This window comes from Streptomyces nanhaiensis, assembly GCF_046614825.1.
In the GTDB taxonomy this organism is placed as follows: domain Bacteria; phylum Actinomycetota; class Actinomycetes; order Streptomycetales; family Streptomycetaceae; genus Streptomyces; species Streptomyces radiopugnans.
On the sequence record NZ_JBKJFM010000002.1, the window covers coordinates 1 to 24,812 of the forward strand.

General features: G+C 71.6%; 21 protein-coding genes and 4 pseudogenes. 6 read left to right on the forward strand and 19 right to left on the reverse strand.

From position 1 onward, the window contains the following. Positions 1-389 (reverse strand): annotated as a pseudogene (locus ACLIYP_RS00815) (IS1182 family transposase); the annotation flags it as partial. A gap of 403 nt (positions 390-792) precedes the next feature. Next, a pseudogene (locus tag ACLIYP_RS00820) lies at positions 793-1,050 on the reverse strand (transposase); the annotation flags it as partial. Positions 1,051-1,552: 502 nt separating this feature from the next. Here ACLIYP_RS00820 and ACLIYP_RS00825 point away from each other — a divergent pair. From ACLIYP_RS00825 to ACLIYP_RS00835, 3 genes and pseudogenes are all read left to right on the forward strand, one after another. Beyond that, a complete protein-coding gene (locus tag ACLIYP_RS00825; protein ID WP_412711191.1) occupies positions 1,553-2,581 on the forward strand; it encodes a tryptophan--tRNA ligase in 1,029 nt (342 codons plus the stop codon). Between the two features lie 252 nt (positions 2,582-2,833). Next, positions 2,834-3,040: pseudogene (locus tag ACLIYP_RS00830) on the forward strand (anthranilate phosphoribosyltransferase); the annotation flags it as partial. A gap of 87 nt (positions 3,041-3,127) precedes the next feature. Then, positions 3,128-3,361: pseudogene (locus ACLIYP_RS00835) on the forward strand (ABC transporter); the annotation flags it as partial. 202 nt (positions 3,362-3,563) lie between these two features. Here ACLIYP_RS00835 and ACLIYP_RS00840 read toward each other — a convergent pair. The 14 genes from ACLIYP_RS00840 to ACLIYP_RS00905 form a co-directional block, all read right to left on the reverse strand. After that, the gene (locus tag ACLIYP_RS00840; protein ID WP_412711192.1) at positions 3,564-6,272 is read right to left on the reverse strand and encodes a hypothetical protein; all 2,709 of its coding nucleotides are present in this window, start codon (positions 6,270-6,272) and stop codon (positions 3,564-3,566) included. A 60-nt stretch (positions 6,273-6,332) separates the two neighbouring features. Next, positions 6,333-8,252, reverse strand: a complete 1,920-nt coding sequence (locus ACLIYP_RS00845) for a phosphotransferase (protein ID WP_412711193.1) — start codon at positions 8,250-8,252, stop codon at positions 6,333-6,335. After that, complete coding sequence (locus tag ACLIYP_RS00850; protein ID WP_412711194.1) at positions 8,249-9,175, reverse strand: MDR/zinc-dependent alcohol dehydrogenase-like family protein; 927 nt, start codon at positions 9,173-9,175, stop codon at positions 8,249-8,251. The genes ACLIYP_RS00845 and ACLIYP_RS00850 overlap by 4 nt, the downstream gene beginning before the upstream one ends. Then, positions 9,175-10,071 (reverse strand): hypothetical protein, encoded by an 897-nt coding sequence (locus ACLIYP_RS00855; protein WP_412711195.1) that lies wholly within the window; start codon positions 10,069-10,071, stop codon positions 9,175-9,177. The genes ACLIYP_RS00850 and ACLIYP_RS00855 overlap by 1 nt, the downstream gene beginning before the upstream one ends. Further along, positions 10,071-11,237: a hypothetical protein gene (locus tag ACLIYP_RS00860; protein ID WP_412711196.1), complete on the reverse strand. Its 1,167-nt coding sequence runs from the start codon at positions 11,235-11,237 to the stop codon at positions 10,071-10,073. Before ACLIYP_RS00860 ends, ACLIYP_RS00855 begins: the two co-directional genes overlap by 1 nt. 127 nt (positions 11,238-11,364) lie before the next feature. Beyond that, positions 11,365-12,144: an STAS domain-containing protein gene (locus tag ACLIYP_RS00865; protein WP_412711197.1), complete on the reverse strand. Its 780-nt coding sequence runs from the start codon at positions 12,142-12,144 to the stop codon at positions 11,365-11,367. After that, a complete protein-coding gene (locus tag ACLIYP_RS00870; protein WP_412711198.1) occupies positions 12,141-13,409 on the reverse strand; it encodes a cytochrome P450 family protein in 1,269 nt (422 codons plus the stop codon). The genes ACLIYP_RS00865 and ACLIYP_RS00870 overlap by 4 nt, the downstream gene beginning before the upstream one ends. Further along, positions 13,406-14,716, reverse strand: a complete 1,311-nt coding sequence (locus tag ACLIYP_RS00875; RefSeq protein WP_412711199.1) for a cytochrome P450 family protein — start codon at positions 14,714-14,716, stop codon at positions 13,406-13,408. Before ACLIYP_RS00875 ends, ACLIYP_RS00870 begins: the two co-directional genes overlap by 4 nt. After that, positions 14,713-15,315, reverse strand: coding sequence for a GTP-binding protein (locus tag ACLIYP_RS00880; protein WP_412711312.1), 603 nt, complete (start codon positions 15,313-15,315; stop codon positions 14,713-14,715). The genes ACLIYP_RS00875 and ACLIYP_RS00880 overlap by 4 nt, the downstream gene beginning before the upstream one ends. Beyond that, positions 15,293-15,673 carry a DUF742 domain-containing protein gene (locus ACLIYP_RS00885; RefSeq protein WP_412711200.1) on the reverse strand — a complete coding sequence of 127 codons (381 nt, stop codon included), beginning with the start codon at positions 15,671-15,673 and terminating at the stop codon, positions 15,293-15,295. The genes ACLIYP_RS00880 and ACLIYP_RS00885 overlap by 23 nt, the downstream gene beginning before the upstream one ends. Beyond that, positions 15,670-16,095 (reverse strand): roadblock/LC7 domain-containing protein, encoded by a 426-nt coding sequence (locus tag ACLIYP_RS00890; RefSeq protein WP_206351716.1) that lies wholly within the window; start codon positions 16,093-16,095, stop codon positions 15,670-15,672. The genes ACLIYP_RS00885 and ACLIYP_RS00890 overlap by 4 nt, the downstream gene beginning before the upstream one ends. Next, the gene (locus tag ACLIYP_RS00895) at positions 16,092-17,402 is read right to left on the reverse strand and encodes an ATP-binding protein (RefSeq protein ID WP_412711201.1); all 1,311 of its coding nucleotides are present in this window, start codon (positions 17,400-17,402) and stop codon (positions 16,092-16,094) included. Before ACLIYP_RS00895 ends, ACLIYP_RS00890 begins: the two co-directional genes overlap by 4 nt. Positions 17,403-17,537: 135 nt before the next feature. After that, entirely contained in the window at positions 17,538-18,386 is an 849-nt protein-coding gene (locus ACLIYP_RS00900; RefSeq protein ID WP_412711202.1) for an SAM-dependent methyltransferase, read from the reverse strand. Between the two features lie 170 nt (positions 18,387-18,556). Further along, positions 18,557-19,003 (reverse strand): hypothetical protein, encoded by a 447-nt coding sequence (locus ACLIYP_RS00905; RefSeq protein WP_412711203.1) that lies wholly within the window; start codon positions 19,001-19,003, stop codon positions 18,557-18,559. 198 nt (positions 19,004-19,201) lie between these two features. On the opposite strand from ACLIYP_RS00905, the gene ACLIYP_RS00910 reads away from it, so the two are divergent. Next, complete coding sequence (locus ACLIYP_RS00910; RefSeq protein ID WP_412711204.1) at positions 19,202-20,548, forward strand: hypothetical protein; 1,347 nt, start codon at positions 19,202-19,204, stop codon at positions 20,546-20,548. Positions 20,549-20,555: 7 nt separating this feature from the next. Here the strand turns inward: ACLIYP_RS00910 and ACLIYP_RS00915 are convergent, their stop codons facing one another. Together ACLIYP_RS00915 and ACLIYP_RS00920 are read right to left on the reverse strand one after the other, a co-directional pair. Further along, positions 20,556-21,587 (reverse strand): NAD-dependent epimerase/dehydratase family protein, encoded by a 1,032-nt coding sequence (locus tag ACLIYP_RS00915; protein WP_412711313.1) that lies wholly within the window; start codon positions 21,585-21,587, stop codon positions 20,556-20,558. Between the two features lie 315 nt (positions 21,588-21,902). Beyond that, positions 21,903-22,382 (reverse strand): hypothetical protein, encoded by a 480-nt coding sequence (locus tag ACLIYP_RS00920; RefSeq protein WP_412711205.1) that lies wholly within the window; start codon positions 22,380-22,382, stop codon positions 21,903-21,905. Between the two features lie 214 nt (positions 22,383-22,596). Here ACLIYP_RS00920 and ACLIYP_RS00925 point away from each other — a divergent pair, with 214 nt between their 5' ends. Together ACLIYP_RS00925 and ACLIYP_RS00930 are read left to right on the forward strand one after the other, a co-directional pair. Beyond that, positions 22,597-23,082, forward strand: a complete 486-nt coding sequence (locus ACLIYP_RS00925) for an aldo/keto reductase (RefSeq protein WP_412711206.1) — start codon at positions 22,597-22,599, stop codon at positions 23,080-23,082. Further along, positions 23,079-23,915 carry an endonuclease/exonuclease/phosphatase family protein gene (locus ACLIYP_RS00930; RefSeq protein ID WP_412711207.1) on the forward strand — a complete coding sequence of 279 codons (837 nt, stop codon included), beginning with the start codon at positions 23,079-23,081 and terminating at the stop codon, positions 23,913-23,915. Before ACLIYP_RS00925 ends, ACLIYP_RS00930 begins: the two co-directional genes overlap by 4 nt. A gap of 219 nt (positions 23,916-24,134) precedes the next feature. On the opposite strand, the gene ACLIYP_RS00935 is transcribed toward ACLIYP_RS00930, so the two are convergent. Beyond that, a complete protein-coding gene (locus ACLIYP_RS00935; protein WP_412711208.1) occupies positions 24,135-24,383 on the reverse strand; it encodes a hypothetical protein in 249 nt (82 codons plus the stop codon). Between the last annotated feature and the right edge of the window lie 429 nt (positions 24,384-24,812).

Genomic DNA, 24,812 nt, shown 5'->3' on the forward strand with positions numbered 1-24,812 from the left:
CTGGTCTTGACCGGGCCGACGAGTTCGACCTGGTGGTCGCGGATGGAGTGGTACAGCAGCGAGACGGAGAGGTAGCCGCCGTCGAGCAGGTGCTGCCGGGGCAGCAGCCGACGGTCACGGAGGCGGGTGTGGATGCCGGGGAGGGCCTCGGTGTCCCGAGTCGGCCTGGTGGTGGCGATGTCTGTGATCAGGTTGGCCTGGGCATCGTCGGTATCGCAGGTCTCGGTGACATGGACCAGGTAGCCGCTCCAGCGTGTACTGCCGCGGATGGCCCGGTGGGCCTCGCAGTCGTAGGGCGAGACGATCCGTAAGGCCCCTTTGGGCTGTCCATCCTTCTCGGTGCGCGGACGTAACCCACCACGGGCGTCGAGGAGGAAATTCTGCAGCACGATCTGTCGCAACACTTCCGCGCGAGGCCCACGCCGCTGCGGTGGCAGGCGATCCAGGAGATGGCGGGCGTCCGCGCCGGCCTGTCTGAGCCGGGTGGCTGGGCTGGCTGGGGAGTCGGACCAGACGCCCGTAGCGGGTGGCCCACTCGGCATCCACCAGCCCGTCCAGGATCTCAGGTGCCCGCTGGGCGGCTTCCTCCAACGCCGCGCGTACTGCTTCGAGGACCAGCTCCAGGCGGGTGAGGTCCCGCGCGGCGGCCAGGACCTGGGTGGAGTCGGTGCGCTGTCCCCCACGTTCGGTGACCATGCCGGCATCGCGCATCCGTGCCAGGGACAGGAAGAGCAGCTGGTCCGCGCGGTCGTCCTCGCACAGGCGGTCACGGAAATCCGTCAGCACACTGTGGTGGAACCCCGGGTCGTCCAGCTCCAGGGCCAGGGCGTACGTGAAGTCGATCCGGCACTGGACCGCCTCGGCCGCCTGCCGGTCGGAGAGGTTGAGCAGGAACTGCAGCACACAGACCGTCGCCAGCTGGGCCGGCGAGAGTCCGGGGCGGCCGTCGCGTGGGTACCAGGGAGCGAAGTCCCTGTCGTCCCAGGGCCCATCGAGACGATCACGTACCCACATCGCCGTGGTGCCGCTGGGGCTGCCGGCCCGCGCCATCTGGGCTGTGAGCTCGGGGACTACCGCACCGGACCGGGGACGAACGGACACTGATCACCTCAGGAGGACGGAACTGCGCAGGACTGTCCGAAGTGTTCCAAGCGCCATCAGCTCTCGTCCCGAGAACTCCAAGATCCCCGACAGAGTCGCTCAGTTTCCGACTTGCCCAGGCCACCTCCGGCCAGGGCGTCAAGCCCTTCAGCTGACCACCACACCACCCACGGCGGGGAGATAACTGGCCGCCGTTGGGGAGATCCTGCAGGCCGCCAGTGGGGAGAACTCCTGGCCGCCTACGGGGAGAATTCAAGGCCATTGACACGGTGTACTGGGGACCAGGAGGTTCGCCGACCACCTGCTGAGGGCTCTGACGCTCGTCCGTCCCGCGCATGGCGGCCAGCTCGCCTTCCGCGCCTTCCGCCAGGCTGAACACCGTCGTCTGGTCGATATCCACGCCATGGTGTACGGCCGAATCCGGTCTCTTCCGGCTGTATAGGATTTCGACATGTCGCAGCCTGTATCGGAAACCTCACTGACCGGGATCAAGCCGACCGGCGAACCTCATCTGGGCAATTTCGTCGGCGCCATCCGCCCCGCCCTGGAACTGACGAAGCAGTACGAGTCGATCTACTTCATCGCCGACTACCACGCTCTGACCACCATCCGGGATCCCAAGCTGCTCAGGCACTACACACGGTCCGTGGCGGCCACCTGGCTGGCGGCCGGTCTCGACCCCAGCCGGACGGTCATGTACCGGCAGTCGGACATCCCCGAGATCTTCGAACTCCACTGGGCGCTCTCCTGCGTGACGGCGAAGGGGCTGATGAACCGAGCGCACGCCTACAAGGCCGCGCGCGACAAGAACGCCGCGACGGGCCGTGAGGATCTCGACGCCGGGATCAACATGGGGCTGTACAACTACCCGGTCCTGATGGCGGTGGACATCCTGATCATGGAGTCCGACGTCGTCCCCGTCGGGAAGGACCAGGTCCAGCACGTCGAGTACGCGGCGGACATCGCCGGCTCGTTCAACCACCTGTACGGCGACTCCTACGAGTTCAAGATCCCCAAGGCGATCGTTCCGGAGGCGGACACCGGGCGCACCCTCCCGGGTCTCGACGGCCGAAAGATGAGCAAGTCCTACGACAACACCATCCCACTGTTCCTCCCCGAGGCGCAGCTGAGGAAGCTCGTCCGGCGGATCCCCACCGACAGCACCCCGGTGGAGGCCCCGAAGGACCCGGACAGTTCGGCGGTGTTCCAGATCCTGCAGCAGTTCGCCACGCAGGACGTGATCACCGACACCCGCAAGCGGCTGATGGCCGGAGGCGTCGGCTGGGGTGAACTGAAGAACCAGCTCTTCGAGGTCCTCAACCAGGAGATCACACCCCTGCGCGAGAGGTACCACGCCCTCATGGAGCCGGACAGCGAGCTGGACGCCCTGCTGGCCGAGGGCGCGCAGAGGGCCCGGGAACGCGCCCAGCGCGTCCTGCGGTCGGTCCGCTCCGCCATCGGCATCGACACCGAACGTTAGAAGACCGGACATGGAGGTCAGGTGACAGGTACGGCTCCATCCAACGGGTTAGCGACTGACCTCCGCACCTTCCTCCGAGCGCCGGGGCAACGAGGTGTCTCCGGATGGCGCACCTGGGCCCGGACCCTGGTCGACGGCCAGGACCTCGACACCGGCGACCTGCGCGAGCTGTGGAACGTCATCCTCGCCTTCGACCAGGCGCTCGCCCTGCACGTTCGCCGGCCGGTGCCGCTGGCCGACCCGGCGGTGATCGTGGCCAGCAGCGGGAAAGAGAGCTTCAAGACCTTCAACGTGAGCACAGCCGCGGCGATCCTGGCCGCTGCCGCCGGGGCGAGGGTCGTCAAGGGCGTGTCGGCCTCCGTGTCCGCGGTCTCCGGCTCCGCGGACATACTGTCGGTCCTGGGAGTCCCCACCGTCGGTGATCCGGAAGACGTTCCACGAGAGCTGGATCGCCGGGGTCTCGCCTTCGTCCCCTACGCCGCCTTCTGCCCCGTCTACGCCGACCGGTACGACGGCGTGTTCTCGTCCCTGACCCCGTTCAGCTTCTTCGAGCAGGGCGACACCAGCAACGCCGCCGTCCTGGCCGCCTGCGAAGCGTCCGGAGCCGCGGACCTGCTGCCCGGCCTGCGGTCCGGCCTCGACACCCTGCTCACGTCCGAGTGGTTCGGTGGCCAGCAGCTGTCCGGCGGGCAGTGGCAGCGCACCGTGCTCACCAGAGCGTTCCACCGCAACGCGCGCGGCCTGGTCGGCCGGGGCCCGGGACCCGACGGCGACGAGCGGGATGCCGGCTGGGACGACGAGGAGTACGAGTGGGAGCGGTGAGATGTGGCTGGGCGCCCGGGCGGGGGCCGTCACACTCCCCGCCCAGACGCCCGGAGACTGCGCGTCTGGACCTTTTCAGAGCCGGGTGAGGCGGTGCCGCTGGCCAAGCCGGGAGTGGGGAGGCGTCCCGCGGCGGGGCCTGAATACGGATCGGCACTGTCTATGCGCTGACCTGGCCGGTGGGAGGGGCTGAGAGGTGGTGGGGCGCTGTGTTGCGCAGGGCTTCCGCCAGGGCGGCGATGCGTCGTAGGGGGGTGAGGTCGGGGGCGGGTGGTGTGGTGTGGGTGAGCTGGTCGATGGCGTGGCGGATGGAGGTCTCCAGCGGGGAGTCGTGGAGGACTTCGTCGTGGAGGGGACGGCCGTCGCGTACGGCGGTGAGGCGGTGATCGTTGCGGTCCAGCTGCCAGCCGTCGGGAGCGGTGACGGGTTCGAGGTGCAGGGCGAAGTGGGTGGTGCCGGCGTGGACGGCGATGTGCCGGTGCCGGTCGTCGGCGGGCCGGATGTTGTGGCGCCAGGGGGGACGCGGTTCGGGCACTTTGCCCAGGAGGATGCTGGGCCCGAGGATGGAGGAGGCCAGTTCCAGGTGGAGCGGTCCGCCCTGGTGCTGGTTGAAGGTGGTGCGCTCGGTGAGGGCTGCGACGAACAGCCGCGGGTCGTAGGTTGCCCATAGTTGGCTGGTGGCCGGGTCGCTGGCCAGGTAGGTGTCGACCACCGGGGTGGGGAGGATACCCGCGAGGACGGCGAGCATGTGCAGCCACTCGTACCCCAGAACACCGTAGTCGCGGTCGATGAACCTGCCGGTGTCGATGTCGCCGCGGCGGTCCTTGGTGAAGGTGACCGTGACCTGGCTGATCGGGGCGTCGGGCTCGATGCGGCGGATGAGGTCGGTGAACGCGGGCAGGGCCTTGGTGTGCCGGTACTGGTCGTTGACGACGATGCGGGCCTGGGGGTGGCGGGCGAGGAGGTCGGTGAAGGCATCGATCTCGTGGCCGCGACAGGCGGGCTTTTCCAGCAGGATGCGGGCAGTGGGCTGGTGGGCCAGGATCGCGCGCAGGACGGGGAGGTGGTCGGCGGTCGGGGTGCAGACGGACCACAGGCTGATGTTGTCGGCCACGTTCCCGGGCAGTTCGCTGACCTGGGAGGTGAAGGTGCGGTGTCGGCCGGTGGGGAGGTCCTGGTGCTTGGGGTCGATGATCGTCAGGTCGGCGCCGAGGTCTTCGAGGATCGTGGTGTGGAGGCGGCCGGCGACGCCGTAGCCGACCACGCAGGCGTGGGCCACGGGCCGCTCGCGCACTACGGCTGTGGCCGGCGGGCCGAGGCGGTGGTGGACGCTGCGCGGGGCGAGGTGGAGGTCGTAGTACGCCTCGACCAGGCCTGCGTCGGCGATGGCCTGGTCGGCGGGGGTGGTGTGGAGGCCGGGCGGGATGCTGTCGTGGTGCGCACACAGGTGGCCGGCGGCGATGAGGGTGCCGGCGCGGTAGGCATCGTACCCCTGGTTCGGGATGGAGTCGGCCTCGAACAGGTTCAGGCTCCGCCCGTCGCCGAGCAGGGTGACGTGCCGGTCGCCGTCGAGGCGGAGGCGGAGGCCGACGCCGGGGATCTCGGTGGGTTCCGTGGCGTGCTCGGCGAGGAGGGAGAAGTCGCGGGTGGCGAACGGGGCCAGCAGGGTGCCGTCGGCCAGGTGCGCGAGGTCGTTCTCGGTCAGTGCCGTCTCGCCGGTTGTGCCGATCACCAGGAACGGGTCGGTGGCGCGCAGGGCCTCGGCGGCGGTGGGGTAGGTGGTGTAGCCGGCTTCGGCGGCTTCGACCAGGGTGAGCAGGTCGGTATCGACGATGGTCAGGCGGCAGCCGAGGGTGCGCAGGGCCGGGGCCAGGCGCGAGCCGAGGGTGCCGTATCCCAGGAGGAGCACCGGGCGGCCGATGATCTTACGGTCGGGCAGGATGGTGCGCAGGCGGCGCAGGCAGGAGTCGGCGATCTCGCGGTAGCCGAGCCGGGTTTTGACCTGGGAGCGGGCCATGTTCAGTACGGGGATGCTTAAGGGGCCGGCGGCGGCTATGCGTTTGATGCCGGAGACGGTCAGCTCCAGCGCGGCATCGACCCGTCGCGGCGCCGAGGTGTGGCCGTAGCCTCGGGCGAGGAGGCCGCCGTCGTCGATCACGAGCACGCGGCGGCCGTCGGTGTGGGCGGCGTCGATGAGCACCTCGATGGCCCTCTCGGCGTCGGCCAGGACGTCGGTGTGGTCGGTGGGGACGTTGAGGGCGGTGTTGTCCAGCAGGCCGGTGCGGTAGCCGCGGGCGGTGAAGGTGGCGCGTACCCGGTCGCGGTTGTAGGTCCGGTCGCCCTTGTCGAGGGTGTAGATCCACTCGGGGGGAATCCCGGCGCGTTCCATGGCGAGGACGAAACCGACGCTGTGTTCGAGGAAGTGGTCCCGAAAGATCAGCGCCCACCCGTCGAAGGCCGGGGTGGGGGTGCTGTAGCGGTGCAGGAGGGGCATGGAGTCGCGGATGCCGTCGAGTTCGGGAGGGGTGTAGGGCAGGGCTGCGGCGGCCAGATGTTCGTGCAGCTGTGCCGCGATCTGCTGGATGGGTCCGGTGCCGGGGCCGATGAGGATCTCCACGGCCGGCGGCGGCTGGGTCAGGAAGCCGAGGGAGTGGGGTGGCTGGGGCGGCAGCGGCTTCCAGCGCACCGTCAGTGCGGCGCCGTCGCGGGCCGGGTCGGTCAGCCGGACGGCACGGTCGCCGGGGTGGTCGGCGGTGAGCCGGTGCACGGCGGCGAGGTCCCGGGTGATGGCGCGGATCTGGTGATCGGTGAGCGGTCCGCGCAGGACCGCCCAGGGAGCGGGGCCGGGCTTGGAGGATGGGGTGGTCATCATCGTCTCCCTGCGGGTGGAGAAAGGGGGCCCCGCCGGCCTGGGCGGGGCCGGGGTGGGTTACCGGCTGGGTGGGTTGCTGGTGCGGGCCGCGTGTGCCAGCGCGGCCTCAACCTCGTCCAGACGGTCGAGGAGTGCGCTGGCCGCGTGGTGGCGCAGCAGCCAGAACTGGTCGAGGTCACCCTGATCGAGGCCAGGCGCCAGGTAGTGCTCCTTGACGCCATAGAGGCTGACCGCGAGCTGGATGAGCGCGACGCGGGCGCAGGCGGTGACGTCGGCGGCGGGCAGGTGCGGGTTGGCCTCGCGGTAGGCGGTCACGAGGGTGAGGCCGGAGGCGATCCAGTCTGGGGCGTGCACGATGGAGCGGGGGTCGAAAGCGATCCGGCCCAGTTCCCAGGCGGCCAGGTAGGGCTCGGTGGGGCCGAAGTCGACTACGGCGGTGATGTCATCGTCGCTGAAGAGGATGTTCTTGACGGAGTAGTCGCCGTGGAGGACCTGGGTGTGCAAGGGCGGGAGCCCGGCGAGCAGACTGGGCAGGTGCCGCAGCTGGGTGCGGCGCTCGGCGAGGGTGGCGGCGGCCTGCCGGTCAAACTCGTCATGCTCCGCACGCCCGTTGATGAGGTCCGACAGCCGGTTGATCGTCGCCTCGCGCTTGGCCAGGTCCGGGGCCAGCCACCTGTCGGCCTTGGGCGAGGGGCGCACGCTGGCGGGGTGGTCGGCGAACGCGGCGTGGATACGGCCGAGCATGTGGCCGGCGGCGGCCTGCTGAGCGGGCGTGAAGCCGCTCTCGACAGTGTGGCCGGGCATCCACTGCCACACCGACAGCGCGGTGGCTGCGTGGCGGGTGATGGCCTCGCCGTCGCAGCTGGGGATGACGGCGGCGACCGGCACACCGTGCTGGCCGGCGAGCCGGGTCTGGGCGATCACGTCTTCCTCGGCGGTCAGGTCAGCGGCGGGCTGGTAGTGCTTGACGAACACGACCCGCCCGTCTTCCGACTCGGCGCGGTAGTTGATGGCGACTTGGCCATCGAGCCGGGTCAGCCGCGCCTCGGCGAGGCCGTAGGCGTCGGCGAGGATCTCGGTGATCTGCGTGGCGGTCGGTGGCTCGGTGGCATTGGTGGTGGTCGTCGGCATAGCCCGCTGCTCCTCCTCGGTCATTACGTTTGGTGATCGGCCCGCTACCCTAGCGAGGGTGAAGGTGGTGACGGCTTCGGCGGCTCGCGCCTGGTGGAGGACGCGGTCCCACCAGGCGCGAGCCGCCCGGTACTGGTGCAGGCAGGCGGCCGGAGAGCGGTCGGTACCGGTCCACTCCACGGCGACCTCGATCCGCTGCCCGGCGGTGATCCGCGCCGCGGCCTGAGCGGCGACGCTGTGGTGCTCGTCCAGGCCGCCGCCCGCTTCCGACAGGTGCAGTACCTCCGCGTGGTCCAGCAGGGGGGCGAGCGCCGCATCGCCGCCGTGCTGGGCGGAGGCGGCGGCCAGCTGGGCGGTGTCGGCCAGCAGCCGCAGCCGAGGGGTTCGGGCCAACAGCGAGGCGAGCGCGGTTCGGGCGGCGGGCTGAAGCCAGGCGGGGTGATGCGGCTCGACCAGCAGGCCCACGGGCAGCTCGGGCACGGGCTGGTGGCGCAGGGCGTGGAGGTAGGTGTCCGTCGGCTCGGTGCGGGCCAGCAGCCGCACCCAGCCCGCCCCGAGCACGGTGGCGGCCTCGGTGAGCCGGTCAAGCTCGGCGCGGGCCGCCGCCGTGCCGGTGAGGAGGTCGGCGAGGTCGAGGTCGGCAGTGATCCCGGTGATGGGCACGCCGATGTCGTCGGCCCGCCGCCGCCAGTCGCGTAGTACCGGCGTCTCGCGGCGGGCGAGGTCGAAGCCGCGTGGGCCGCCGCGCAGATGGACGAACGGGATGCGTGCGCGGGCGGCCCAGGTCAGCAGGGCGGGAACGTCCAGGCCGCGCACGGAGATGCTGTACAGGCCCACCGCGGTCACGTCGCCTCCCAGTCAAAGAGAATGACCGGCTCAGCCGGTCGGGCGGCCGAGCCCAGGAGCCTGTAGGTGCGCGGTGCGAGGTGGCCGGGCACGGTGCGGCACCAGGAGGACACCAGCCCGGAATCGAGGTAGTCGGCCAGCCACGTGGCTGTGGTGGTGTAGGCGTCCTGGTATGCGCCGGGCTCGGCGGGGACGAGCTCGTGCATCCCCATCACGGCCCAGCCGCCCCGGTGCGCGGCCAGCGCCGCGATGCCGGATGTTTGCGGCGGGGTGCCCAGCAGGCCCAGGACGCCGCCGGGGGCGAGCAGGCTCGCTGCCCGCTGCGGTGTGCCGGCCGCGTCGATGACCAGTGCGGCGCCGCCCGCCGGTGTCTCGCCCGGGGGCAGGCGGGTGGTGCCGGGCACGGTGAGGATCGGCGGATACGGGCGGGAAGCCGCCACCCGGATCGTGCTGGCGCCGCGACGCGCCAGCTCCAGCGCCGCACCCAGCGCGACCGGCCCGGAGCCGACCACCACCGCCCCGTCGAACTCGGCCCCGGGCGCGAGCCGGTTCAGGCCCAGGAACGCGATCTGCTGGAACCGGGCCACCGCCGCCGTCGCCACCGGGACACCGGGCGGCGCGGTCACCGCGCCCCCACCGCTGGGAGGGAAGGCGGCACCGTGCGGCACCGGCGCCAGCACCCACCCCGACCGGTCATCGGGACGGCCGAGCGTCATATATCCGGCCTCGCGCGGCGCACCGGCACCGCTGGCGGCCAGGTGCCGCCACTCCGTACCCGGGGACAGAACGCTCCAGCGCCCCGCGAGCCAGCCGACCGGCGTCCCGCCCGGCGGTGAGGGCTGGAGCCACGCCTGCCCGCCCCCCAGCCTGATCCGCGCGCCTACGTACGGATAGCGCGCCGCGGCCTCTCCCTGATGGCGCATCAGCACACCTCCTGTGCGGGCTGGTGGCCGGCCACCAGCCGTGCGGCCAAGGCCGCGATGCGCTCCGGGCTCCCCCACGCGGTGTACAGCGGCAGGCGCTCGGACAGCGCGCGGACGAAGGCCAGGCGGCGGAGGTAGGCCGCGTGGTCCTCGACCTCGTGCAACGCCCTGCCGCCTGGCGTCTGAAGCACCCGGTCCAGCAAATGGCCACTGGCACGCAGCCAGGTGTTGGCGGCCGTGTGCCGGTCGACCGGCTCGGGCGCGGCTTCGGCCCCGGACGAGTCGCCGTCGACATCGACCACCAGGCCGGCCGCTACCGGGACAGGGCGGCCCGGGGCGGCGATGGCCAGGCCCGGCCGGTCGCCCACCTCCACAACGGCAGGCCCGTCCGGGGGCAGGCCCAGTTCGGGGAACCACCGTGCGGTCACGCGGCGGCGGACCACCATCGCGCTGGTACCGCCCAGCACCGCCGGCCGACCGGGGCCGGAGCAGTCCAGCAGGGCGACATCGCCCGCCAGCATCCGCCAGCCACGGCCGGCCAAGGCGAGCGCTACCAGCGTCTTGCCCGCGCCGTGCCCGCCCAGGAGCACCACAGCTCCGCGCCCGCACGGCACCTGGGCGCTGACCGCGTGCGCGCACAACGTGCCATGCTCCAGGTGCAGCCGGTGCAGATGCGCGCCCAGCCACCGCCGCACATCGACAAGCCCCGCCCCGCTGGGCACCGCCACCGGCCGCACTCCCGGCGACGCCGCCACCGGAACACTGCCGGGGGCGACGCCGGGAAGGTGCGGTGCGACCCTCGGCCACCACGACTCCGCCAGGGCCGCCGGAGCGTCCACGGCCAGTCTCCGCCCCGCGCTGCGCAGCTCCACCACACGCCGATCCCCACCGCCCATCAGCCGCGCTCCACCACCACGGCCGCCTCCGGAGCCGGGGCCAGGCGGGTGAGGAACGCGGCGTTCGCACCCAGATCATGCCCGAGCACGACCGCATGGCCCGGCACCGTGACCAGCCGGGCGGCCACCTCGGCGCGGGCCTGCTGTGTGCCCGCCCCGCGCCCGCCGGTCAGGCCGAAGATGTCGGGGTAGGAGTCCTCCGTGGCGCCCATCATGAAGTCCGACTCCGACACCCCCACCGCGGCCACGTCGCGCGTGCCGTCGAGGCCGGGCCGCGCCCCGGGGCGGATGGCGGGGAAGACCACCGCCGCCACACGCCCGGTGGCCGCGCCGGACAAGCCGAACCAGCCGGTGAAGTCCTCGGGGCAGATGTGCGCCTTCACCTCCCGCCCGGCGTCGGACAGGGAAGTGGTGTGGCCGGCCAGGATCGCGGCGGTCGCCCGCGCATCCTGCGACGGGTGCGGCGCCCCTCCGGCCGCCAGGTGCTCGCGCACCACCTCGGTCCAGCCCAGCGCGCCCAGCAGGCCCAGTCCCATGGCGGCGCCCGAGGGCCACGGTGCCAGCTCCACCCCGCCATCGGAAGCGGGCCGGGCGAACACCCGGTCGTTACCCAGAAGCCCCGCTCCTGCGACGGCGAGGGTGAACGCGACGGTGGACTTGCCCGCTCCCCGGCCGCCCAGCGCCAGCACCGCCCGTCCGCCCGGCCAGACCACGGCCGAGGCGTGCAGTAATACCCACCCGTCGGCCACGAGCTGCGCGCGGACCAGTTCCCGCGCCACCCGGGCCGCAGCCCGGGCCAGCACCTGCGGCTGTTCGCCATGAACGTCCATACGACGGGTGGCGATGGCGTAGCGGTAGCCGACCTGATCGGATGGCGTCACCGCGATCACCGTGCCCTCCCGGCCCAGGGCATAGCGGGTCGCCGCCCGGGGATAGCTGACCTCCTGCCAGCCTGCGGCTTCCACCTCGGCGGCCAGCTCGTCGAATCCGGTCGCCGTCGCGGTCACCACCGGATTGCCGCTCTCCCCGTCTGCCGGGGCGGTGTGCCACCACAGCCCGACGTAGCGGGCGATCCACTCGACCACACTGCGGTGCGGCGACCTGACGGTCACCCCCACCGCGCCAGCAGCCGTGCAGAGGTTCAACGTGTACACGATGCGCGTCACCCCTTTCCTCTGTCGTTGTCCGTCGTCCATCGCGCGTGCCGCCGCAAGCGCGACTGCTGAGGTTCTCCCCTCGACGCCTTGCGGCGAGAAGACTTCAGTGAGGAGGTCGGGACGGTAGGTGGGTAGGTCACCTGGCCCTCCCTGTGGTGGGTGCCGGGCCGGTGAGGGCGGCGTGGAGGGCGTCCGCGTCGGTGCGGGCCGCAGCCATCTCGCCGCGGCGGGGGACGGCCCAGGTGGGCGGGCGCCGGTGGGGGCCGCAGTCGGTGGTGTTGTCCGTGGTAGCCACAACCGCGGGCAGGCCGCGCAGGGTGTCGGCCGAGCCGGGGGTGAGGAGGGCCTGCACAAGGTTGTGGTCGTGGCAGATCAGCACCGGGCCGATGCGGCCGCCACCGTCGCGGACAGTGTTGAGGGCTGCGGCTCCTTCCCGCATCCGCAGGTGGATGGAGATGTATGGGCCGATCGGGGTGAACTCGCGCTCGCCGAACAGGATGGTGTCCGCTGGATGCAGGTGCTCACCGACCGGGTTGGAGGCCGCGGCGCATAACGCCTCGTTCATGGTCTCGTGGACAGGGAAGATCTTGGTCAGGCTGGTGAGGCGCAGGACCTTGCGGACACGGTCGCTGGGGATGACGCGCACGGCCCGGCCCGGCTGGGGCCGCACCTTCTTCACCGTGCTGACGAGCGCCCCCAGGCAGGTGGAGTCGAGGAAGTCCACGCCGCTCATGTCCAGGACCAGGTCACCGCTGCCCTGCTCAACCAGCGCCCACAGCCGCTCGCGCAACGGCATGCCCTCGTCGACCTCCAGGGAACCGGTGATGGTGGTGATGGTGTGCGGGCCGTCGGTGTGCCAGGCCATCTGGGCGTAGCGGCTGAGGGGGGCGCGGCCGTCGGTGGTGGTGTCGGTCATGGCGTCACCTGGTGGGTGAGGTGGACGGGCAGGGTCTGGTGGCCGTTGGAGATGAACGACGGCAGCGGGCGCAACTCCTCGGCGGGCACGGCCAGGGTGAGGTCGGGGAAGCGGTCGAACAGGGCCGGCAGGGCGATGCGGGCTTCCAGGCGGGCCAGTTCGGCGCCCAGGCAGTAGTGGGGGCCGTGGCCGAAGGACAGGTGGTCGCGGCGGGTGGAGCGGGTGATGTCGAAGGTGTCGGCGCTCTCGCCGTGCAGACTCCGGTCGCGGCCGACGGCGGCGTAGCTGATGACGAGGGGCTCGCCGGTACGGAAGTGGGTGCCGGTGGTCTCGTCGGTGATGTCCTCGGTGGGGAAGCGCATGATGATGTTGGCGATGGGCGGCTGGTGGCGCAGCATCTCCTCGACCGCGTCCTCCCATCGGGCCGAACCAGCTCGGAGGGCGGCGAGCTGGCCGGGGTGGGTGAGGAGATCGACGGTGCCGTGGGTGAGGAGGTTGACGGTGGTCTCGTGGCCGGCGCCGATGAGCAGCATGAGGCTGTCCAGGAGTTCCTGGTCCGAGAGCCGGGTGCCGGTCTCCTCGTCCCGGGCGCGGATCAGGTCGGTGGTGACGTCGTCGCCGGGCCGGGCCCGCTTGGTCTCGACCAGTTCGGCCAGGAGCCGGTAGACCGCGCTGACGTTCTCCACCGCCTGCTGGGGGGTGAGGTTGGTGGCGAACAGGTTCCCGATGGTGTCGCGGAGCCCGTCGTGGAGGTCGGCGGGGACGCCGAGGGCGGTGTTGACCACGGTCAGCGGCAGGAACCACGCGAAGTGGCCGCGCAGGTCCACCGGACCGTCGGTGTCGAGGGCGACGAGGCCGTCGAGCAGGTCGGCGGTGATCTCCTCGATGACCGGGGCCAGCGCGCGGATGCGGCGGGCGCTGAAGGACGGGGCGATCAGGCGCCGCAGCCGGGTGTGCTCCTCACCGTGGGCGGTCAGGGCGTTGCGGGCATCCACCCAGGCCCGCAGCGGCCAATCCTCGGGGATCTGGCCGCTGCGGTAGGCGGGCCAGTGCCGGTGGGCGTCCTTGGAGACCTGGGGGTGGGTGAGCAGCCGTTTGATCAGGCCGGGGTCGGTGACCAGCCGCGCGGTGATGCCGCCCGGCAGCTCTACCAGCGGCGCCGGGCCGGCGGGGCGCAGGGCGGCGGCCTCGGCGTGGACGTCGGCCGCGTCGGGGTCGAGGCGGTAAGGGCAGCCGGGCGTGGACATGGTGGGCTGGATGCTCATGAGGTGCCTCCCGGGGTGGGTGAGGTGGAGGGGGCGACGGGCGGGAAGGTCACGGGCAGGGCCGCCCAGCCGGAGTGGAAGGTGCCGGGGCGGCGGGTGAGCTGGTCGGCGGGCACGGCCAGGTCCAGGCCGGGCAGGCGGTCCAGCAGGTGCTCGACGGCGGTTTCGGCGATGACGCGGGCCAGGTTCGGAGCCGGGCAGCCACGCACCCCGGCGCTGAACGCCAGGTGGGCGCGGTTCCCGGACCGCTGGCGGGGGTCGATCCCCAATCCGGGGTCGGTGTTGGCTGCGGCGAAGGAGACGAGGATGGGGACGCCCGGCTCCAGGCGGACACCGCGGTAGGTCTCCGGCTCCCGCGCGTACAGCGGGCAGTAGGTGGCCACCGGCGAGTCCGTCCACAGCACATGGTCCATCGCGTCGGACACCGGCCGCACACCGCTGAAGACGTCTCCGCTGAACTCTTCGTCGCTGATCATCAGCAGTGTGGCGTTGGCGATGAGATTGGTCGTGGGGGTGGTGCCGGCGCCGATGACAAGGATGATCTGCTGGGCCATCTCCGCGTCCGTCAGGGCGGCGGGGTGGGCCAGCAGCCAGGAGGTCACGTCCGCGCCGGGCCGGCGGCGCTTGAGGTCGGCCAGCTCCAGGCAGGCGGCCCCCAGCTCGGCGTTGATGGCGGCGGCGTCGGCGGCGGTGTCGAACAGCGCGGCGATGGCCCGCACGATCCTCATGCCCAGCTCGGGCGGGCAGCCGAACAGGGAGATGAGGGTCTGCATGGGCAGCGGGTCGGCGTAGTCGGCCATCAGATCGCCATGACCCTGGGCGGCGATGCGATCGATCAGGGTGTCGGCGATGCGGGCGACGGTGGTGGCCAGGGCGTGGGTGTCCACCCGGGCCAGGCTGCCGGTGATGGCGCCGCGCAGCCGGGCATGCTCCACCCTGTCCTTCCACAACGCGTTGTCACGGGGCTGCATCATCATCAGCGCCGGGCTGTCGGGAGGGATCTGTCCGTCGCGCAGCGCCCGCCAGTGCTGGGCGGGGTCCTTGGCGAACTTGCCCGGGGTGTTGCGCAGCAGGTGGAGGGCGGCGTCGTAGGTGACGGCCAGGTAGCCGTGGACGCCGGGGGCGATCTCCACCGGGGCAATCGGCCCGGTCTCTCGCAGTCGTGCGTAGGTGGCCTGCGGGTCGGAGCTGAAGGCCGGGCCGTGGATCGGCAGCGGCCACGGGCCGGCGGGTGTGGCCTGGCCGCTGTTGTAGGGGCAGCCGGGTGCGGGCGGCCGGGAGATGCCGAAGGTGTGCGGGGTGGTCATCGAGCGGGCTCCGGGGTGGGGTCGAGCAGGTGGGACACCAGGCCGATCAGGGCGGTGAGGGAGCTGGTGCGGTCGCGGGCATCACACAGCAGCAGCGGAGTGTGCTCCTCCAGGGCCATCGCGCCGCGCAGATCCGCCACGGGGTGGGCGGGGGCGTCGGGGAACTGGTTGACGGCCACCACATACGGCAGACCGAGGTCCTCCAGCCGGTCCATAACGGGAAAGCCGTCCTCCAGGCGGCGGGTGTCCACCAGCACCAGCGCGCCCAGCGCCCCGTGGGCCAGGTCGGTCAGCAGGGGCCAGAACCGCTCCTGGCCGGGCGCCCCGAACAGGTACAGCACGATCTTGTCGCTCAGGGCGGTACGGCCGAAGTCCATCGCCACGGTGGTGTGCTGCTTGTCCGGCAGGCCCGCCAGGTCGTCGGTGCCGACGGAGGCGGCGGTCATCGTCTCCTCGGTCCGCAGCGGCTCGATGTCCGACACCGCCCCGACCAGGGTGGTCTTGCCGACCCCGAAGCCGCCGGCGACCAGGATCTTCACGGTCGTCTCGTCGCCGCGCAGGTGGGTGCCGGCCGGTTCAGAGCTGTGCGCGGAGTCCAGCAAGGACGGCCTCCAGCAGTTCTCGGTCAGGGCCATCGGCGTGAGGCCCCGAGGGGGTGAGGATGGTGGACCGGGTGGTGATGTGGCCGTGCTCCATCAGCTCCGACAGCAGCACCCGCAGAACACTGATCGGCAGGCCCAGGTGGTGGCCGATCTCGGCCACCGACAGCGCCCCGGACTCCAGCAGGTCCAGCACCCTGCACTGCTCGGAGCCCAACTCGGCGCGCGACAGGCCCCGCACGCCGCGCACCACCAGCGTGATGTGGTCGAAATGGTTGCGGCTGGGGGCGAACCGGCCGCCGGTGACCACATACGGCCGTACCAGTCCGGCGCTCCGGTCCCGCCGGGGGCGGGTCACGACTGCGGGCCCGCAGCGCTCCGGGCGCCCACGCCCATCACGCGGCCGATCCGGTCAACCGTCTTCTGCGCGGCGTAGGACAGGGTCTCGACGTCAGCGTTTCGCTTGGCGGCCACCACCAGGTAGGTGTCCTCTCCAGCGGCCATGCCCACCAGGTAGCCGTCCCCGTACTGGATCAGGGTCAGCTCCAGGGGGCTGTCGGAGCAGTCGGCGAAGGCCGCCCCCTGCCTACTCAGGGCCAGCAGGCCCGACGCGGCGGCGGCCATCGTGTCGGCCAGGTTCCGCTCCACCCCGTTCGAGGTGGTCACCACCAGACCGTCACGGGAGACCAGCACGGCCCGCAGAACCCCCGGGAGTGCCTCGATCAGCTCCGTGTCCAGGATGCGGCCGAGGTCGGCAGCCTTGCTGTGGTGTGCGCTCATCGCGTGGTGTTCCCTTCATCGGCGGGAGAAGCGTTTGGGGTTGAGCTGTGGTCCTGGGCGGCGCGGCGGCCCCGGGCAAACGCCCCGAGGGTGCCCGCCTCGGTGGGGGACTGCATGGGTGGTTGCCGCGGCCGCACCGGTTCGGCGACATGCCGGGCCCGGCGCCGGCGCTGCGGCAGGCCACCGGGCCGCTCCGCGGGCACGAGAGCCTTGGGCGCGGCGTCGGGCGCGGCCTGTGGGGCGGGTGCTGCCGGCGGCGGGGACGGCTGGGCCTGTCGGGCGGCGGGGGTCGCCAACCGGTCGTTGGGCAGGTAGACCACGGCCCGCACCCCGCCGTAGACGGACTCCTGGTCCGCGCTGACCCGGAACCCGTACCGGGCCGCGAGCACACCGGCCACCGGGATCCCGAAGCGGGGAGGGTTGGGCATCTGCGTCAGCAGCACCGGCGCCTGGCCCGACAGCCGCGCCGCCACCCGCGCCCTCTCCTCCGGAGTGAGGCCGATCCCGGCGTCCTCGATGACGATCGTGACCCCGTTGTGGCCGGTGGTGAAGGCCACCTGCACGTGGGTGCTGGGGCTGGAGTGGCGGGCGGCGTTGTCCAGCAGTTCGGCCAGCGCGAGGATCACGGCCTCGACCGCCTGACTGCTCACCAGAACCGGCGGCTCACCGGTGATCCTGACGCGCTGGTAGTCCCGGATGCGGGAAACCGCGCCGCGCACCACGTCCAGCAGCGGGGAGTCCTCGCGCTGCCGGCCGGGCCAGGACCCGGCCAGGACCGAGATGACCTGCACGCGGCGGCCGAGCTGGCTGGCGGTGTGGTCGATCCGGCTGACGTCCTCCAGCACCTTCGGGTCGTCGTGCCGCTCCAGCATCGCCCAGACCGCTGCCTGCACCTCCTGGACCAGAGCGGCCATCGACCGCGAGGTGGTCGCCACCGCCGCCCGCGCCGCGTCCTCCGCCCGCCGGGCGGCCTGCTCCGGCACCTCGCCGAGCGCCGCGAGCACCGCGTCCAATGCGGCAGCGAACCGGGTGCCCTCCAGCTCCGGATGCAGCAGCCCGGGCACCTCACGGCTCTGGTCGTCCCACAGTCCCGCCACCATGGCCGGCACCCGCTCACCGGCCAGGTGCCACGCCTCGCCCTCGGCCGCGTTCAGGGTGCGGTCAAGCTGCCGGATCCGCTCCTCGTGCTGCCGGAGGGCAGTGGCATGCTGCCGCTCCAGACGGCGCCGGGCCAGCACCTGCCGTATCAGCGCCACCACCACGGCAGCGAGCAGGACGGCCAACACTGCCGTCACCAACAGGTTCATCACAGTCCTTACGAAGCGAAGTCGGGTGGAAAGCCGCCGGGGTGCGAGCGGTGTCCGTGTCGTGGGCGCCGGGGGAAGCCGCACGGCCCGGGGGCGCATCGCACCCCGGCGGCCGGTCTCGGGAAGAGCCGCCGGTCAGGGCACGGCGGCGATGGCGGCCCACGCGGCAGACGCGGACAGCGGCAGCTCACCGGTCAGGTGGTCGGGCAGCCACGCCCCGGTCGGGGCGATGCCGGGCTCCAGCAGCTCCAGCCCGCCCAGGAGATCAGCGACCTCCCGCCGGGTGCGCTGCCGCAGCGGCAGGCCCGCGGCAGCGCACAGTACGGCTTCGTACCGGGCGTCCTGGGGCCGCAGATCTGCGGCCGGGTGTGTGAGGGACAGGCAGCTCCCGGGCGGCAGCCAGTCCCGCAGCGCGGCGAGCAGAGCCGAGACCGCATCGTCGCCGAGCAGGTGCAGCACCGTGTGCATGACCACTCCCACCGGCCGGCCCGGGACGAGGACCTCGGCAGCCTCGGGCGAGGACAGCACCGTCTCCGCCTGCCGGATGTCGGCCAGCAGGTGCGCGGCCACCGCCGGCGGCTGGGCGGTCATCAGCGCCTGGGCGTGGGCGATGACATGGGGGTCGTGATCGACGTACAGGAACCGCATGCCGTCGGGGTGCCGGGCGGCGGCCGTCTCATGCAGGCTCTCCCCGTACGGCAGGCCGCAACCCAGGTCGAGGAACTGCGCGATACCCCGGTCGGCCATGAGCCGGACGGCTCGGTGGCCGAAGGCGCGGTTGATCTGCGCGGCCGTCGGCAGATTCGGCACCGTGCCGGTCAGCGTCGCGGCCAAGGTCCGGTCAGCCTCGTAGCAGTCCTTTCCGCCTAGCAGGTGGTTGTAGAGGCGGGCCGAACTGGGATGGCTGGCCCAGTCGGCCGAGGGGCCGTGAGACGTGGACGCCTCGGAGATGACCGTTGGCTGGTGCACTGTGGGCGGGGGCACGGGTAACCCTTCGGAAAGTGGTGTGAGGCCCTGCGGCGGACGGGCGGGGGGACACGACCGCCGCAGGGCGGTTCAGGGAAGGCAGGACTGTGCCGAGTACGGCAAGGACACGGTGAGGGAGAGCGGCGATCCGCCGCCCGGACCTGCCGCTACCGGCGGACATTGGGCGCCTAGCCAGGCTTGCCAGGGAGGCAGGAGCGCCGGTCAGGGCAGGGAGGGCCGCCGTTGACGGCGATGATCTGCACGAAGCGCCGGGGGACTGCTTGCCAGGTGACCGTGTGATCGGCCGGATAGACAGTCAGCGCGCAAGGTCGGCCCTGGCGCAGCCGGTCATAGTCCTCCAGCGAGCCCTTGCCATGGGCCCAGTGCTCCAGGACATAGGCCCGCTGGAGCCGGCCGAGGCAGGAAGAGGTCCGCCGCACCGCGCCTCGTATCCACTCGATGGCCGCCTCGGGGTCCACCGCCGCGTACATGTCCCGGCGCTCGGCAGCACCCGAACCGTCTCCGGTGACGGCGACGGCCTGGCACCACACCCCCGGTGTGACCAGCGAACCGCTGCGCCCGCCGAGAGCCTCGTCGACACATGACGAGAGAGCGCTCACCACACCTGCCCCCATGACTCCTCCTAGCTGTGGTCTGGTCACATAGGGTTCAGGAAATGGGGGCGCCATCACTATGTCGCGGCTCTGCCTTCTAGTCCCCTTTCAGGTGACGCATGTGTCGTGATGGTGTCTTCTCAATGCCTTCTGCGCTGAACGCGTTGCAGTCCGCGCGAAGCGCGGTATCCCCTGAGTGACCGATTCCGTGGAGGGATCATGGACGAAGCTGGTCACACTCTGCTGTGGCTCCTGGCAGGCAAGGCGGGGATCCGCCCTTACAAACGCTTCGCCGAGGAGTACGAGCGCGCTGCCGACGCACTGCGGGACCAGGGCTACGACGTGACTCCCGCGCCGCAGTCCCGCCAGTACCAGCGCTGGTTAGTGGTGGGAGGTGTCAAGACCGAGCCGTACGCCGCGACGGCCCGGGTGCTGACGCGCATGTTCGGCCGTCCCGTCCACGAACTGATGGGCCCGGCCGACGCGGTGCCGCAGCAGGACCAGCAGCTGGCCACCACCGTGCCCGTGCTCGACGAAAGAGACCTTGAGATGACTGCTCGCGACGCCGCCGCCCACGCCGGCGATGCCGCCTCCCTCGCCCTGCCTGAGATGAGCCTGGACCAGATAGACGACGACGTAAGGCGGCTGGCCCGCGACTTCTTCGCCGATCCCCCGGCCGTGATATACCGCCGGGCCGACGAACTGCTGCGCACAGCACAGACCTGGCTGGACCGCACCAACCTGCCTCGCCAGAAGCAGCGACTGTACCTGGCCGCCGGCCAGGCCGCGGCCCTGCTGTCCGCCGTCAGCTTCGACGTCGGGGTGCTGACCCCGGCCGTCACCCTGGCCCGCACCTCCGCCATGTACGGCTCGGTCATCGAACACGGGCCACTCCAGGCATACGCCCACGGCGCGCTGGCGTTCCTCGCATACTGGGACGGCCGCCCCACCGAAGCGGTCCGCCTGGCCAAGCAGGCGCAGCAGTTCGGCGGCCTGGGAGACACCGCACTACGGCGACTGCTGGTGATCGAAGCCCGCGCCCACGGGCACCTGGGCAACGCCGAGCAGGCCCAGCACGCCATCCGTACCTCGCTGGAGCTGGACACCGGGGCACGGGACGAGCTCCACGACGACACCGCCGGGGAGTTCGCCTTCCCCACCGCCCGCATCGCCATGAGCAACGCCACCACCTATCTGCTGCTGCGGGACGCCGAAGGCGCCGAGACCTCCGCCAGCCAGGCACTGGAGTTGCTGGACGGGCAGCCCTCCGAGCGGCAGCCGGTCCTGGTCGCCGGGCCGGCCGCGATCGACCTCGCCCGCGCCCGGCTGGTCCGCGGGGAGCTGGACGGGGCGCAGGAGGCACTCGCCCCGGTGTTCCAGGTGCCAGCTGAGTGGCGCGGCGCGGGGATGCTGGAACGCCTGGTCGCCGCACGGGCTGAACTGACTCGCCCAAGCCTCCGCGACGCCCCCGCCGCGCAAGCCCTGGGCGAGCAGATCGAGGAGTTCGCCGCCCTGTCCCCCGTGCGGCGGATCGGCGCCACTGGACACCTGGCCATTCAGGGATGACCGCTGCTCAGCGGCCGAGCACGGCCAGAATCATCGCTTCCTTCTCCGGAGTGATGCCGTGCTCGGCCCAGCGGGGGTGCTCCACCGGCATCCCACCGCCGCGCAGCCACGCCCAGGTGTCCTCGACCGTCTCCGACAACGGACGGCACACCAGCCCAGTGGCCTGCGCTCGGGTGGATTCCACCCGCCACACGCCCGCAGAGGTTCGCCACAGCGGCAGCTCCGTCCACTGCTGCACACCGTGGTCCAGCAGCAGCTTGTCCGGCGCCCACACCAGTTGCGCCTCCCCTCCGGTGGCCAGCACACAGGCCGTGAGGAAGCCGCTCATCGTCTCCCGGCCGATCGGCGCGGTCACGTTGTAGGCGCCGCCCCGATCCGCAGCAGCCTGGTCCAGCGCGAACGCGGCCACGTCGCGGACGTCGACCGGCTGGATCGACCGCTCCGGCACCCCCGGCGCGAGCATCCGGCCGCCGCGGGCAGCACGGCGCAGCCACCACGGCAACCGCCCCACGTACTCACCCGGCCCGAGGATGACCCCCGGTCGCAGGACCACCGTTCGCTGCTCACCGAACGCCGCGGCGACCGCCCGCTCCGCCCCCGCCTTCTGCCGCCCGTAATACCAGTCCGGGCCGTCCCAATCCGCCGGCAACCGCCCGTAGTCGATATCCGCGTCCGGCGGCCCGTCCAACAGCTCGGAGTCCTCCGACAGCGGCTCGGTCGGCCAGCCCCGGTACGCATTCACGGTGGAGACGTACACGTACCGCCCGGCAACTGGCTCCAGGACACGGGCTCCCGCCAACACGTCACGCGGCGCCAGTTCGGACGCGGAGGTGTCCACCACCGCATCCCACGACCCCGCACCGGCCAGACGCGCGATGTCTTCGAGCACCGTCCGATCCCCCTGAACAGCCTGGGCCCCCGTCGGCGGGGTGCCGGATCGCCCGCGGTTGAAGACCGTCACCTCCCAACCACGCGCCAGTGCGAGCTCCGTGACCGCCCGCCCCAGGAACCATGTCCCGCCCAGTACGAGAATCCTCATGCTGGACGATCCTGCCTGGTCGCACATGCGTTGCGCCACCATGCCCTGCTGAGGACCGCATCTCCTGCCCTGCCTCAACTCCCGAGTGGCGACCGCAGATCCGGCCGTGACCTCCGGTGCGGCTGACACGGTTGCCGATGGCGGCGTCGTAGCGGTCGGTGACCTGTTCCTCGCGGGTGAGGGCGTGTCTGTTGTCATCCTGCTGGAACGACAGCTAGGTAAAGACGATCACGGCGAGGGTGCCCAGGGCGGTCCACCCCGGCCCGCCCCGGATGCTTTGTCCTCCTCGTGGGCGGGGCACCCGAGGCGGCATCCTCACACGCCCGGCTTCTCCGGGACCGGCACCCAGTTGAACTCCGGGCAGAACCTCGCGTACGTGACGAGCTTCCAGGCCGCGTACTCCTCCACCCGGCCCGAGCAGCGCAGCAGGTGCTTGACCCAGGTGTGCGCGATGCGCTCATCCAGGATCATAGTCGTGTCGATCTGGTCGAGCATCCGGCAGGCGACGGCGAAATCCTCGACCGTCAGCGCGCTCAGGTCGATTTCGATGCCCTCCAGGGTGAAGGAGAACACCAACCAGGAGGTGGAGAAGCTGGTCTTGCGCTCGCCGAGGAAGGTCGTGTGGAGCTTCAGAACCTCCCGGAGCCGGTGGCGGTCCTCGACCGGGTAGCCGATGCCCAGGTCCAGGTCGGAGGTCTCCAGGTTGAGCCTGGTGCTGAAGGAGCCGACGTCCCGGGGCTTGTGCCCTGTCCACTCGCTGATCAGAGCGGACGCCTCGGTTCGTACCCGTTCCAAGCACTCGTCGTCGGCGCGCATCTGCTCGTAGAAGGCGCGGGCACGTTCGAACTCGCCGTCGGTGAAGTCGCTCCGGTCGACCCAGCGTCACTCAGCGATCGCGTTCAAGTCAAGTTCGGTAAAGGGGGATTGTGTCGTCACGCGACGCACCATACTCACTTCCCGAACCAATTCATCACATTTGCCACTAATTGAGAGATAATAGGTACTTCCCGTGAGTGCTCCACAGTCCCCTGCGCGCCGTACCCTCGCTGGCGGCCTGTCCGTCCACCCGATCGACATCGGCGCCTGGGCCCTGGGCGGCCCCGACCACAACCTGAGCCTGCCGATGGGCTGGTCCACCGCCGACGACGCCGCCTCCCGCCGCGGCCTGGAGCGCGCCTACGAGCTCGGTGCGAATCTCATCGACACCGCCGACGTGTACGGGCATGGGCACTCCGAGCGGGTCATCGGCGACTTCGTCGCCACCGTCCCCCGCGACACGGTGGTGCTGTCCTCCAAGGTCGGCTACCACCACTGCACCGCCCAGCACGCCTACCTGCCCTCGGCGATGCGCCGCCAGCTCGAGACCACACTGAAGAACCTGCGCACCGACCACCTCGACATCTACTTCCTGCACAACTCCGACCTCGGGCCCGACGACCGCTACCTGGGCGAGGCCGGCGAGGTGTTCCTCGACGAGAAGGGCGCCGGCCGATGAGCACTCCCGCCGAGCAGCTGGCCCTGATCGCACCCGAAGAACCCGCGCACCAGCTGGCCGACGACGCCGTACGGCTGCTGCTGTTCAACGCCCAGCACGCCTCCCCGGACCGCTCCCGCCGTCAGGCCGCCTGGGTCGCCGCCCAGGAGGACGCGGACATCGCCGTCTTCACCGAGGTGTCCTTCACCCACGGCGGCGACGCTCTCGTCGCCGCGCTCGGCGAGCGCGGGTACGCCTCCGTGATCGCCCCGCAGCCGACGGACCCCGACTACCGCACGGTCATCGCCTGCCGCACCGGCGACGCCCACCCGGTGGAGAGCCCGGTCGCCGTCACGCCCCACCGCGCCCCGGCCGCCCGCGTCACCGTCGGCGGCCAGGACATCGGCGTCCTCGGCCTGTACGTCCCCTCCCGCGGCCCCAAAGAGCAACGCAACGTCGCCAAGCGCGCCTTCCAGGACGCGGTCACCGAGGCTCTGCCAAAGCTCCACGCCGCCTTCCCGGACATGCCCGTCATCGTGGCCGGCGACCTCAACGTCGTCGAACGCGGCCACCAGCCCCCGCACGAGGTCTTCGGCGTCTGGGAGTACGCCTTCTACGACTCCTTCCAGTCCGTCGGCCTCACCGACGCCTTCCGTCACCTGCACCCCGACAAGATCACCCACTCCTGGTACGGGCGCAGCAGCAACGGCTTCCGCTTCGATCACATCTTCGTCTCCACTGCCCACGTCGCCCAGGTTCTCGCCTGCGACTACCACCAGGAGGCCCGCGCAGCGGGCCTGACCGACCACGCGGTCATGACCGTTCACCTGCGGCTTCTCTGCAGAACCGTGTGAGGCCCAGCTGTCGAGCTGCCGCTACCTCCTGCCGAGGAAAGGGCAACCAGCTCACACGGCACATAGCACGCCAGAAGCTCACATGTGTGGGTGTCAAACTGGTGCCCCGTCAGGAGGTTGGGGCGCGGACAAGCATGCCTGACCCCGACCGGGGTCAGCTGTGCGCGGACCCTACGGGGTGGGGAGTACCGCGGCAGTCTGGCCGCGTGCTCCCGGACTCTACTGGGCAGGTTCGGGTGCCGACGGGCGTTCCGAGGAGGCCGCCTCCTGGGTGGCCTCGGATGCCGGCTCGGCAGCGGCGGCGCGGCGCTTGCTCCACTTGTTGTAGGCCACGGACCCGGCGACAGCGGAGGCGCCGGTGACGGCGCTCCCGATGATGACGCCCCGCCCGATGTAGAAGGCTCGCAGCGCGGCGGGACCGCCGCGCCGGGCTGCTTCCTTGGCCAGTTCAGCGTAGGCCCACGCCATGGTGCTACCTCAGTTCGTGTTGCTCGCTGGGGCCCTTGATGATCGCAGGACGGCGTCGCGAGGGTGGAGCGTTCTCGGATGTTCGTCACTGGGTGCGGGTGCCTCCGCCGCCGAGGGTGCGCCCGTACCGGGACGTGCCGCAGGAGTCTGGCCCCCACCTGGCCGCGGCGGGCCGGGGAGAGGTCTCTCCCTCCCCGCTACGGAATCCTCGCCGAGCAGTGGCCGGACGTCCGCGCCCTGATGGGCGACCTCGCCGACAACATCCCCGGCATCCGCGGAACCAGCACCAAGACCGCCGCCCGACTCCTGGCCGACAGCCGCCGACGCGAAGACGGCCCTTCCCAACAACCTCCTCACCGCTGCCCGGGCCGGACCGCTACTCCCAGCCACGCATGTCCTGGAGTCGCTGAACCTGTGGTGACCGGTGAC